This window comes from Sphingobacterium spiritivorum (genome assembly GCF_016725325.1).
GTDB lineage: Bacteria > Bacteroidota > Bacteroidia > Sphingobacteriales > Sphingobacteriaceae > Sphingobacterium.
This window is the reverse complement of sequence record NZ_CP068083.1, coordinates 1,749,654-1,761,726: the sequence shown is the minus strand read 5'-3', so window position 1 is coordinate 1,761,726 and position 12,073 is coordinate 1,749,654. Positions and strand designations below refer to the sequence as shown.

General features: G+C 41.3%; 10 protein-coding genes. 7 read left to right on the top strand and 3 right to left on the bottom strand.

Annotation, left to right across the window (positions count from 1 at the left end; translation table 11 throughout):
- The 6 genes from I6J02_RS07240 (at window position 1) to I6J02_RS07215 (ending at window position 6,126) form a co-directional block, all read left to right on the top strand.
- Window positions 1-768, top strand: coding sequence for an enoyl-CoA hydratase/isomerase family protein (locus I6J02_RS07240; RefSeq protein WP_201681073.1), 768 nt, complete (start codon window positions 1-3; stop codon window positions 766-768).
- A gap of 1 nt (window position 769) precedes the next feature.
- Window positions 770-1,651, top strand: coding sequence for an SDR family oxidoreductase (locus tag I6J02_RS07235; RefSeq protein ID WP_201681072.1), 882 nt, complete (start codon window positions 770-772; stop codon window positions 1,649-1,651).
- Window positions 1,652-2,296: a hypothetical protein gene (locus I6J02_RS07230; protein WP_201681071.1), complete on the top strand. Its 645-nt coding sequence runs from the start codon at window positions 1,652-1,654 to the stop codon at window positions 2,294-2,296.
- A gap of 79 nt (window positions 2,297-2,375) precedes the next feature.
- Window positions 2,376-4,109 (top strand): phospho-sugar mutase, encoded by a 1,734-nt coding sequence (locus I6J02_RS07225; protein ID WP_201681070.1) that lies wholly within the window; start codon window positions 2,376-2,378, stop codon window positions 4,107-4,109.
- Window positions 4,110-4,118: 9 nt separating this feature from the next.
- On the top strand, window positions 4,119-4,661 hold the full coding sequence (locus I6J02_RS07220) for an NUDIX hydrolase (protein WP_003009518.1): 543 nt from the start codon (window positions 4,119-4,121) through the stop codon (window positions 4,659-4,661).
- A gap of 154 nt (window positions 4,662-4,815) precedes the next feature.
- Complete coding sequence (locus I6J02_RS07215; RefSeq protein WP_201681069.1) at window positions 4,816-6,126, top strand: nicotinamide mononucleotide adenylyltransferase; 1,311 nt, start codon at window positions 4,816-4,818, stop codon at window positions 6,124-6,126.
- Between the two features lie 50 nt (window positions 6,127-6,176).
- Here the strand turns inward: I6J02_RS07215 and I6J02_RS07210 are convergent, their stop codons facing one another.
- Complete coding sequence (locus I6J02_RS07210) at window positions 6,177-7,007, bottom strand: N-acetylmuramoyl-L-alanine amidase (protein WP_201681068.1); 831 nt, start codon at window positions 7,005-7,007, stop codon at window positions 6,177-6,179.
- Window positions 7,008-7,154: 147 nt separating this feature from the next.
- Between I6J02_RS07210 and I6J02_RS07205 the strand changes: the two genes are divergently transcribed.
- Window positions 7,155-7,847, top strand: a complete 693-nt coding sequence (locus I6J02_RS07205; RefSeq protein WP_002998389.1) for an AIM24 family protein — start codon at window positions 7,155-7,157, stop codon at window positions 7,845-7,847.
- A 42-nt stretch (window positions 7,848-7,889) separates the two neighbouring features.
- Here I6J02_RS07205 and I6J02_RS07200 read toward each other — a convergent pair whose 3' ends face one another.
- Together I6J02_RS07200 and gcvP are read right to left on the bottom strand one after the other, a co-directional pair.
- Entirely contained in the window at window positions 7,890-8,552 is a 663-nt protein-coding gene (locus tag I6J02_RS07200; protein WP_201681067.1) for a hypothetical protein, read from the bottom strand.
- Between the two features lie 282 nt (window positions 8,553-8,834).
- Window positions 8,835-11,708: an aminomethyl-transferring glycine dehydrogenase gene (gcvP, locus tag I6J02_RS07195; RefSeq protein ID WP_201681066.1), complete on the bottom strand. Its 2,874-nt coding sequence runs from the start codon at window positions 11,706-11,708 to the stop codon at window positions 8,835-8,837.
- Window positions 11,709-12,073 lie beyond the last annotated feature (365 nt).

Here is a 12,073-nt window from a genome sequence, read left to right as displayed (position 1 = left end):
ATGCAGTTTATCACCATCAATACCGAAGAACGGATCACACACATTACGCTGGACAGAGGAAAGTCTAATGCCATGCACATGGAAATGATTGACGAGCTTACACAAGCCATTCTCGAAGCAGAAGAAGACCCCGCCATTGAGGGAATTATCTTACATGGGAAAGAGAATTTTTTCACCTCCGGGCTCGATCTGATCACCCTGTATGAATACAATGAGGAGCAAATGAAAATCTTCTGGTCCAGGTTTATGACCTTAATACATAGACTCACCGCATTTTCCAAACCTTCTGTTGCGGCCATATCCGGCCATAGCCCCGCAGGAGGATGCGTACTTGGTATCTGTTGCGATTACCGCATAATGGCTCGTGGCGAATTTATCATCGGACTGAATGAAGTTCCGGTCGGTATTGTCGTTCCACCGAGTATTTTTAAGCTGTATAGCTTCTGGATCGGACAGCGTCTGGCTTATCAATATCTGTTAGAAGGGAAATTACTTAATCCGGAAAAGGCGCTTGAAGTCGGCCTTATAGATGAAGTGGTCGACCCGGACCGTATTCGAACCGCAGCATTACGTAAGATAAAGTCAGTAACACAATTTGAAAAGAACTCCTGGAGAAGTACCAAACAGAATCTAAGAAAAGAATTACTCGAAAGTATCACTCAACAGCAGGAGGCAGCTATCGATCAGGTACTCAAGCAGTGGTGGGCACCCGCAACACGGGCAGTGCTCAAAACAATTATTGAAAATTTAACCGCAAAAAAAGCATAATATGGAACAGTCAAAAGTAGAAGGAGCCTTAAAAGAAAATGCGTTAAAAGGAAAAACAATCGTTGTCACCGGAGGAGGAACGGGACTTGGACGAAAAATGGCAACTTATTTTCTGGAATTGGGAGCTAATATCGTCATCACAAGCCGGAAAATAGATGTACTGGAAATCACGGCAAAAGAGATGATGGCAGAAAAAGGAGGAACTGTTCTGCCGGTAGCTTGTGATATCCGCAATATAGAAGAAGTAGAACATCTGCTCTCTGCAACAGAAGAACGATTCGGACGTGTAGATGCACTGTTAAATAACGCTGCCGGTAATTTTATTTCACCTACTGAACGTCTGTCTGCAAATGCCTTCTCCACAATTATTGATATTGTACTCAAAGGGACGGTTAACTGCACGCTGACATTTGGAAAAAACTGGATTGCGAAAAAGCAACAGGCCTCAGTTCTGAATATTATCACGACTTATGCATTTACAGGTTCAGGATACGTGGTCCCGTCTGCCGTCGCAAAAGGCGGAGTGCTGACCCTCACCAAATCCCTTGCTGCAGAATGGGGAAAATACGGTATCCGGCATAATGCCATTGCTCCGGGACCTTTCCCGACAAAAGGAGCATGGGATAGGTTATTACCGGGAGATCTGGCTGAAAAATTTGACTTTAAAAATAGGGTACCGCTAAAACGTGTCGGAGACCATCAGGAATTAGCCAATCTGGCTGCTTTTCTGGTTTCAGATTTTGCCAACTACATCAACGGAGAAATTATTACCATCGATGGCGGAGAATGGCTGCAGGGGGCAGGCCAATTCAGCGGATTCGAAGCGATACCGAAAGAAATGTGGGATATGATCGAACAAAGCATCCGCAAAAACAATAAATAAATGAGGAGAAGTCCCCTAATTCTGATCCTAATGCTCTTGCTGCTGGCGGGTTGCAATTCCAAAACAAAAAAGGAATCTCAACAGGTTTCGGAACTGGCGGATTCGGGAAAAACGACATCCGCTCAAACGGATGAAAAAGTAGAAATTCAGGAAATTGCCTCCCGCTTTGTCAGGGCTTACTTAAGTCAGGACTCCGCAAAGGTAAATGCTCTGATACATCCTGAGTTGGGTTTGACTATCATTCTTAGAATCGGAGCTGGAGATCGCTTTCAACGTATATCAACATTAGATTTTGCAAATCCTTTACCCGGTTTTTATCCTTACCCTGCATTTCAAAATGATTACGGAATCACATTCGCAAGCCTGCCGACATATAGTTGCGAACATGAGAAATGGAGTAAGGATGGTTGGTTTATAGATACGACCACTCACCCGAATACGCTCTCCTCATTAGCCTCATTTCTCGACCGCGTCAAGGAACAGGAAATCCCTGCAGAAGAAATCCAAAAGATGAAAACACTGGAGCAGACGAGCTACAGAGTTATTCTAACCGGAAAAGAATCTGTTATATTTCACATTACCAACTATCAGAATGCCTGGTATGTCACCCTTTTAGACCGCGCATACAGCAGCTGTGATGCTTAAAATTATGTTGTAATGCTTAAAATTATTTAGCAATCTCATTATTGATTGACTATATTTACTACCAATTAGAGTTTAGCATATGAGTACTATTGACACAAATACACAGGCCAAAATCAATCAATGGCTGGGATCTGAATATGATACGGAAACAGTAGATCAGGTCCGGAGACTAATAGATCAGAATGAAGAAACAGAATTAATTGACAGTTTCTACCGGGATTTGGAGTTTGGTACAGGAGGCCTTCGTGGTATTATGGGCGTAGGATCTAACCGAATGAACAAATACACAATCGGAAAAGCCACGCAAGGTCTGGCAAATTACCTCAAAAAACAGTTCGCTGGTCAGGAAGTCAAAGTCGCTGTATCATACGATAGCCGCAATAATTCACAGTCCTTCGGCAGATTGGTCGCCGATGTTTTTGCTGCAAATGGTATTAAAGTTTACCTGTTTTCCGAATTACGTCCGACACCGGTACTATCCTTTGCGATACGTCATTTTGGTTGTCAGAGTGGTGTTATGCTAACGGCATCCCACAATCCGAAAGAATATAACGGATATAAAGCCTACTGGAATGACGGTTGCCAGCTCACAGCTCCGCATGATAAAAATGTGATTGATGAAGTGAATGCCATTGCATCTGTAAATGACATTAAATTTGAAGCTATCGCTGAAAATATTATTCCTGTCGGAACAGAGATTGATGAGGCTTATATCAAAGCTAATGTGGCACTCAGCATCAATCCTGAAGTCGTAAAAGCGCAAAAAGACCTGAAAATTGTCTTCTCTCCCATTCACGGGACAGGCATCACTATTGTTCCGCAACTCCTTAAAGCATGGGGATTTGACGATGTAATACTCGTGGAAGAACAGGCAACTCCGAATGGAAATTTCCCGACAGTAATTTATCCGAATCCGGAAGAAGAAGATGCAATGGCAATGGCCAAAGCTAAAGGAGAAGCTGTAGATGCAGATTTAGTACTGGCAACCGATCCGGATGCGGATCGCGTAGGTGTAGCCGTAAAAAATAATGCAGGTAAGTTTGAATTGCTCAACGGCAATCAGATAGGAAGTCTGTTGATTTATTATGTATTAAGTGCTAAAAAAGAACAGAATAAACTATCAGAAACAGCATACATTGTCAAAACGATAGTTACCACTAATCTTCAGGCCGATATTGCTGCGCATTTTGGTGTAAAGCACTATGAAACGCTTACAGGATTTAAATACATTGGTGAGCTGATGACAAAGTTACTTGGAAAAGAGGAATATCTTGCCGGAGGAGAAGAAAGTTACGGATACCTGGTCGGCGACCTTGTCAGAGATAAAGATGCACCAAATGCCTGTGCTTTTCTTGCAGAAATGACTGCTTACTTTAAGAATAAGGGTAAATCAGTTTACGATGTACTCATGGACATCTACCAGGAATTCGGATGCTATCGTGAAAAACTGGTGTCACTGACTAAAAAGGGAAAAGCCGGAGCTGAAGAGATTGCAGCAATGATGGTAAGGCTTCGCGAAAATATGCCGCAGACTTTGGGCAGTATTGCTGTAAAAGAAGTCCGGGATTACCAGAACAGTGTATCTATACTATTAGCTTCAGGAGAAAAAAAGGCTATCGAACTTCCTAAATCAGATGTTTTACAATTTATTACGGTAGATGGAGATGTGATCTCTGCACGTCCGTCAGGAACAGAACCCAAGATCAAATTTTACTGCTCGGTAAAAGAGCCTCTAAACTCAGTTGCGGAATACCACACGGTATCTCAGCGTCTGGAGGATAAAGTTGCAAAAATGATGGCCGATATTATTTAAGCTGACAATATGGAAAAATGGAAATTACTCGCTTCGGAATACATTATCAAGCGTCCATGGGCTACCCTCAGAGTAGACAAAATGGAGCTTCCGAACGGTAATATAAAAGAAGAATACTATGTGCTGGAGTACCCGACGTGGGTCAACATGATCGGAATCACTAAAGATCAAAAAATCCTCTTTGTACGTCAGTACCGTCATGGTGCAGATCAGATTATGGTCGAATTGCCTGCCGGTGTTGTGGAAGAAGGAGAAGATCCGCGCGATGCGGCAAGAAGAGAACTATTGGAGGAAACGGGATTTGCATTTGAGGGAATAGAAGAAATTTGTAAGCTATACGCCAATCCCGCTACCAGTGGAAATCTGACATATACTTACATCTTACAGGGAGGTGTAAAAGTACAGGAACAGGAACTTGACAACTCAGAAGATATAGAAGTTGTAGAAATGACTATAGAAGAGGCTAAAACTTTTCTGTTTGAAAATAAATTAGGACAGGCTCTGCACACCGCAGCCCTGTTCTATGCATTCCGTAAACTAGGCCTGCTTTAAAGCAAGCCTGGTTTTATTGCTTTTCAGAAACAATCTTTTGTAAACTCCCGGTTTGGAAGAAGCAAACACTGAATAATCCCTCTCTTTACGAATGTTGTTATCTCTAAACATCATTTCACTTTAGAAGCCGTAGGCTTTTTTGTACCTTTGCCGCATGGCGAGAGAAATTATTGAAACCAAGAGAAAAGCACTTCAAATAAATCTGAACCCCGATATTTACGGCACATTTGCCGAGATCGGAGGAGGACAGGAAGTCGCCCGAAACTTCTTTGGTGCCGGAGCTGCTTCGGGCACTATTGCAAAAACCATTTCAGCATATGACATGGCCTTCAGTGATGCCATTTACGGAGCCGAAGAGTCCGGCAGATATGTCAGCAGACCCCGCCTCAATAAAATGCTCCACCATGAATTTGAGCTTTTAACAGAGCGTCTTCACGGAGAAAAATACTCTACAAAAAAGTTCTTCTCCTTTGCAAATACGGTTACAACGCTCAATTTCACAAAAACAAATGAACCGCATGGCTGGATCGGGATCCGTTTTCAGACGGTCACAAACGGCCCTATTAATCAGATCATCATTCACACCAGATTGCTGGACAATGATAACCAGCAGCAACAAAAAGTTCTGGGTACCATCGGTGTCAATCTGGTATATGCCGCATATTATTATACCAACGATATCCAATCCATGATTGAGTCTTTCGTAGATAATGTCTCCGCAGGCTCGGTGGAAATAGATCTGGTAAAAGTAGAAGGTCCGGTTTTTGAACGTGTCAATGAACGTCTGATCAACCTTTACCTTGTGGCTAAAGGATTTTCAAAAGCAGCGATCTTCAAACCAGATGGCAAAGCGGCACAGAGCAAGGATTATCTGTATAAAAAAGACATCATCATTCTCCGTACGAAATACCGTCAGAAATCTCTTCCAAACTTTGACCTTTTCAATCTTGCAGTTGAGCAATTCAAACGCAATACAAATGCAAATCCGGAAAATGTAGTCGTTATGATTGAGGTCTTGATGGGAAATGTACTGGATGAGGATTCAAATATCTCTAATGAGGATCTAAAATACTTCGCAGAGCGTGCGGAGTACCTCTGCTCCACCGGTAATACTATTTTGGTATCCAATTTCCGCAGAAACAATCACCTGGCAGAATATGTTACGCAGTTCAAACCGGGTAATATCGGCATAGCTTCCAATATCTCTAACCTGAGAAATATCTTCAACTCGGATCAATACAATAAAGATCATTATACAAATGAATTGCTGGGCTATATCAGTGGAATGTTTAGCAAAAATGTAAAGCTGTATGTCTATCCTTACATGGATAAAAATGAAAATATCATCACAACGGAGAATCTTAAAGTTTCGCCGGAAGCAAAGCCTCTATTCGATTTTCTGATACAGAACAGATATATTATCGATATCGAGAATTACGATCCGAAATTTGTAAAAACAATATAACAAAAAAGGCCTTACACGAGTAAGGCCTTTTTTGTATAAGGTGGAATCCTCTACAAGAACTTTTTATAAATAGCATACATGATCTTACGATCTTCATCCGTAAGAGTAGCTGTAGTGATGTCTCTTTGGATATAGTGTGTCTTAAATGCCTTGATAGCTGCATCCGGGTTCTTGGTGTCATATCCTATAATACGCAAAGCCATTACCGGATTGAAATCTAAGGGCGGCGTTTCCAGGAAATCATCATACCAGTAACCGAACCCTTTGTCTGCCAATGTTTTCCAGGGAAAACGGGTCGGATCATTTTTACGTGCAGGAGCCAGATCCATATGACCGATAAAATTGGCCTGTGGAATACCATACTTTGTTTTCAGATAAGTCAGTAATTCGATCAGGCTATTGATCTGTGATTCAGTCCAGGGATCCGTAGTACCATTATTGTCCAGCTCTATCCCTATAGATGAAGAATTGAGGTCTGTATCATTTCCCCATTTTCCTATTCCGGCGTGATGTGCTCGGTAATAATCATTGACCATCTGCACCACCTTACCGTCACGGCCTACCACATAGTGTGAACTAACACCTGCTTTGGCAGAATGAAATGTTTTAATGGTCTGGTCCGTAGAATTCTGTGCGGTATGATGAATGACAACATAGTTTGGCTTGCGCATGCCAAAATTAATAGAAGCCACCCATTCTTTATCCTTTACCGGATACAATTTGGAAATAGCCTGATCTTTGGGAGGAACTTCTTTATATAGTTTGGCAAATTCTTTTGCTTTGCTTTTGTATACTTTCTCAGTTGCGGCATACTTTCCGCCTGAACAGGAGGCGATTACAAAAGAAGCCAGCATAATTCCCGTAGAAATTTTTAAATTCATAAATCATTATTTTAAACAAATATACAACCTGCAACCCAAATAAAAGACCGGACAAACCTCTTGGCACATAATTAGCATAGAAGCAACAGGTACTCTTATTAAACGAAAGAAAACAATTAATAATACATTTATTAGAACACTACAATTATGAGCGAATTTTCATTACAATCATTCATTGCAAAAACAAGGCAGGATGATTCAGAACATGATTATTTTGAATTGGAAAAAGCACAAATGCTGGAAATCAACCTGAATAATCAATCTGTATGGACCAAAAACGGAAGTATGGTCGGGTATGTTGGTACTATCAAGTTTGAAAGGGAAGGTATGCTTTCCGGAGGGATTGGAAACTTCCTTAAGAAAACCCTTACTGGCGAAGGAGCTAAGCTGATGAAAGCACAGGGCACAGGTCGGCTGTATGTGGCAGATTCGGGTAAGAAAGTTCAGATTCTGCAACTCAATAATGAGTCTATCTGTGTAAATGGAAATGATATCCTTGCACACGATCAGAGTATCAAAAACGAAATTACAATGCTGAAGAGTATTGCCGGAATGCTTTCCGGAGGATTATTTCAGGTTCGGTTGACCGGGAGCGGATATGTTGCCATTACAACACATGGCGATCCGCTTACACTGATGGTAACTCCGGGAAACCCTGTCTTTACAGACCCGAATGCGACTGTAGCATGGGCAGGACACTTAAAGCCGGAATTAAAAAGTAATGTATCATTCAAAAGTATACTGGGCCGAGGAAGTGGCGAAGAATTTCAAATGATGTTTCAGGGAGAAGGCTGGGTACTGATCCAACCCTATGAAGAAGTGTATTTTCAACAAAGCTAAATAAAAGAGGGGCTGTTTAGCCCCTCTTTTATTTATATCCTTTTATTTTAAAGCAGAATAATTCAGCTTATCCATAGCTTTCTGTAATTCAGCCAATGAGAAATGCTGGCCTCTTAATTCAACATTGTATCTGTCTTTTTCTAAAAAGCTTACTGAAGAAACAAAGTAATCTGCTGTTCCGTCATTTTCTTTACTTTCTTCCGTTTTACCACGTTTTCCGTTAAACTCGCCGGTCTTCTCTACACGGTTTCCGTTTTCACTTTCACTTTCCACCTGATAACCAAGCACAAGCAAAGAAACAACGCCCGATCCAAGCTCACCTGCACCATCCATCAATTTTACGGTGATTTCTTTACCCGCCTCATCTGAATAAGTGGCATTTCCAGTAGCAATATTTCCATACATTTCACCATTCCCTACCGAAATACTGGTTCTCTTCAATCCTTCTAATGTTTCCGGAAAGAAAGATTTTAGTTCCTCATTAGATAACGGAGCCAGTCCTTTTAATTTCTTCTGTACTTCCTCCATTTTTGCCGCACCATCAGTTAGATTATTCAGGTTTTTGACCCCCGAAACTACGTCTGCGATACCGCCCTTTTCTTCTGTAGAAGTATCACCGTCCTCACTTTTTTTATTTCCGCCACAGGCAGATAGTAAAACTGCAGACAAAGTAAGAGTTGAAATAATTTTGAAATAGCTTTTCATATGTATAAAATTTGTTTTTTAAAAGACCGACGGGCGGATTCTAAACTGTACTGATTCGTATTTGTGAGGCTTGTACCACACAGATTTTCATATATAACTTATTTGTTTAACAAATATAAAAAATCCCATCACATATACAATAATCTATTAAACAGCATTTTACTCATTCGAAAAAATTAAACACATCCGCTCTTCTGAGATATGTTTACTTCTGTAAAGCAATTAACAAAAAAAGAGGCATCACTTAAAAGTAATGCCTCTTTCTGTATTATAATGAAAGGCTTATGCCTCCATGTATTCTTCAATAGAAGGACATGAGCAAATCAGCGTACGGTCTCCCTGAGACTCATTTACACGACCTACAGATGGCCAAAATTTATGTGCTTTCAGATAGTCTAACGGATATGCAGCAGTCTGACGGCTGTATGATCTTGTCCACTCATCTGCAGTCACGACAGCCGCTGTGTGCGGAGCATGCTTCAGAACATTCTCTGTCTGATCAATTTCTCCGGATTCTATTGCTGCGATTTCCTGACGGATAGCGATCAACGCATCACAGAAACGATCTAACTCTGCTTTAGACTCAGACTCTGTAGGCTCAACCATCAGGGTACCCGCTACAGGGAAAGAAACCGTTGGCGCATGGAAACCATAATCCATCAATCGTTTAGCGATATCCGCAACTTCCACTCCTACGTTCTTAAAGTTCCGGCAATCCAGGATCATTTCATGCGCACAGCGACCATTGATTCCGGAATATAATACCGGATAATGATTTTCTAATCTGGATTTGATGTAGTTTGCATTCAGAATAGCTGTTTTAGTTGCATTTGTCAGACCATCTCCGCCCATCATAGCAATATACGCATGCGAGATAACCAGAATAGATGCTGAACCAAAAGGAGCTGCTGAAACAGCATGAATACCTTCTTCACCTGAAGTTTCTACTACTTCATGATTAGGTAAGAAAGGCACCAGATGTTTAGCGACACCGATAGGGCCCATACCCGGACCACCACCACCATGCGGGATACAGAATGTCTTGTGCAGATTCAGGTGACATACGTCAGCACCGATATGACCCGGACTTGTCAGGCCTACCTGTGCATTCATATTCGCACCATCCATATATACCTGACCTCCGTTTGCATGGATGATCTCACAGATCTCAATAATAGATTCTTCAAATACACCGTGTGTAGATGGATAAGTAACCATCAATGAGTTCAGATTAGCAGCGTGCTCCTCAGCTTTCGCTTTTAGATCAGCTACATCTATATTACCAAAATCATCACATTTCACTACGACAACTTTCAATCCCGCCATTGATGCAGATGCTGGGTTGGTACCATGAGCAGATGCAGGAATCAAACAGATATTACGGTTATGATCACCACGACTTTCATGATAAGCACGGATCACCATAAGACCTGCATATTCTCCCTGTGCACCGGAATTCGGTTGAAAACTCATTTTCGCAAATCCCGTGATTTCAGACAACCAGTCATTCAGTTCACCGATCAATTGCATATATCCCGAAGTCTGATCCAGTGGTGCAAACGGATGAAGTCCGCCAAACTGTGCCCAGGTCACTGGAACCATTTCCGCAGTTGCATTCAGCTTCATCGTACATGATCCCAACGGAATCATAGAGTGACATAGCGAAAGATCTTTCGCCTCTAATGATTTGATATAGCGTAACATCTCATGCTCAGAGTGGTAGCTATTGAAAATAGGATGCGTCAGGTAAGCGCTCTGACGAACCAGTTCAGCAGGGATAGAAGATGCAACTGCCTTCTCCGCAGCATCAAAATCAACATCACTTAGTGTCTTACCGATAATTTTAGCAAACACTTTTGTGATGGTCTGAATGTCTTCAAAGGTAGTCGTTTCGTCTATAGAAATTTTTACTTCTGTTCCATTGTAGTTGAAGTTCATTTCATTATTCAGTGCTTCAGCTTTCAATGATCCGGCATGTTCTCCCAGTTCGAAACGAACTGTATCAAAATATGTTTTGTTCAGCTGTGTATAACCCAGTGACTGAACAGCATGATCTAGTAATTGTGCAAGATCGTTGATACGGCTTGCAATATTTTTAATCCCCTGAGGTCCGTGATATACCGCATAGAAAGAAGCCATAATAGCTAGTAATGCCTGTGCAGTACAGATATTAGAAGAAGCTTTGTCACGACGGATATGTTGCTCACGGGTTTGCAGTGCCATACGAAGCGCATAATTCCCGTTTGAATCAGAAGTAACCCCTATGATACGTCCCGGAATATTACGTTTGTAAGCATCTTTTGTAGCGAAGAAAGCCGCATGAGGACCTCCAAAACCCATTGGTACACCAAATCGCTGCGAGTTACCCACAACAACATCAGCACCCCATTCTCCCGGAGGCGTCAATAAGGCAAGACTCATCAGATCTGCTGCTACACAAATTGTCATTCCTTTTGCATGAACAGCATCAGCGAACGCTTTGTAGTCAATGATAGATCCGTCACCCAGTGGATACTGTAAGAAAACAGCAAAAACATCGTCTGTCAGATTAGATTCTGAAACAGATGCTATTTTCAATTCGATTCCAAAAGAGATTGCTCTTGTTTTCAATACATCAATCGTCTGTGGAAATGCTTTTTCTGAAACCAAAAAAGTGTTTGCTGCTTTATTCTTACGAGCAGAATACAACATAAACATTGCTTCTGCAGCTGCTGTTGCCTCATCTAACAAAGAAGCATTCGCAATTTCCAAACCTGTAAAGTCAGTAATAACCGTCTGGAAATTCAACAGTGCCTGAAGGCGACCCTGAGCAATTTCAGCCTGATATGGCGTATACTGTGTATACCATCCCGGATTTTCGAATACATTTCTCTGGATAACTCCCGGAAGAATTACATCGTAATATCCCTGGCCAATATAGGATTTGAATACCTTATTTTTTTCGGCGATTTGCTTAGCTCTTTTCAAATACGCAGTCTCACTTAATGCTGTTGGCAGGTTTAATGCTTTTTTAGCTCTGATTTGAGAAGGAACCGTTTGATCAATCAGCTGATCAACAGCGTCAACACCTAAAGCTGACAACATCTCATTCACTTCAACCTGACTTGGACCGTTGTGACGACTTTCGAATTTTTCTTGAAAATGTATTTTACTCATGGATGTAAAAAGTTACCGCTTTTTGTTCAGTACCGGCCCCCGGTTTATGGGGCTTTATTTCTTCACAAAACAGACGAATTTTGGATGTGCAAAGATACATATTTTCAAAGCCTAAAAAAAGTGATTTTTGCCTTGTGACACACGAAGTATACTTACCCTGTAAAACAACCGTTTGCGCTATCATTTTAATAAAATATATTGCCCGGCTAATCGCATTTGTAACACATTATTCTGACTTCCCCGTGAGCTTTTTTATAAATAAGAGAATCAGAGCAATCCTATTTTTCCATTATGATAATTTCCGGCTCAAAAAACCTGTGCATATTAGTATATTTATAATCCAGACACAGTCCAATAGTCTCAGA

Bases quoted from the DNA above. Each gene is read 5' to 3' on its own strand.
- I6J02_RS07240 (WP_201681073.1), top strand. From the start codon at position 1: ATGCAGTTTATCACCATCAATACCGAAGAACGGATCACACACATTACG.
- I6J02_RS07235 (WP_201681072.1), top strand. From the start codon at position 770: ATGGAACAGTCAAAAGTAGAAGGAGCCTTAAAAGAAAATGCGTTAAAA.
- I6J02_RS07230 (WP_201681071.1), top strand. From the start codon at position 1,652: ATGAGGAGAAGTCCCCTAATTCTGATCCTAATGCTCTTGCTGCTGGCG.
- I6J02_RS07225 (WP_201681070.1), top strand. From the start codon at position 2,376: ATGAGTACTATTGACACAAATACACAGGCCAAAATCAATCAATGGCTG.
- I6J02_RS07220 (WP_003009518.1), top strand. From the start codon at position 4,119: ATGGAAAAATGGAAATTACTCGCTTCGGAATACATTATCAAGCGTCCA.
- I6J02_RS07215 (WP_201681069.1), top strand. From the start codon at position 4,816: ATGGCGAGAGAAATTATTGAAACCAAGAGAAAAGCACTTCAAATAAAT.
- I6J02_RS07210 (WP_201681068.1), bottom strand. From the start codon at position 7,007: ATGAATTTAAAAATTTCTACGGGAATTATGCTGGCTTCTTTTGTAATC.
- I6J02_RS07205 (WP_002998389.1), top strand. From the start codon at position 7,155: ATGAGCGAATTTTCATTACAATCATTCATTGCAAAAACAAGGCAGGAT.
- I6J02_RS07200 (WP_201681067.1), bottom strand. From the start codon at position 8,552: ATGAAAAGCTATTTCAAAATTATTTCAACTCTTACTTTGTCTGCAGTT.
- gcvP (WP_201681066.1), bottom strand. From the start codon at position 11,708: ATGAGTAAAATACATTTTCAAGAAAAATTCGAAAGTCGTCACAACGGT.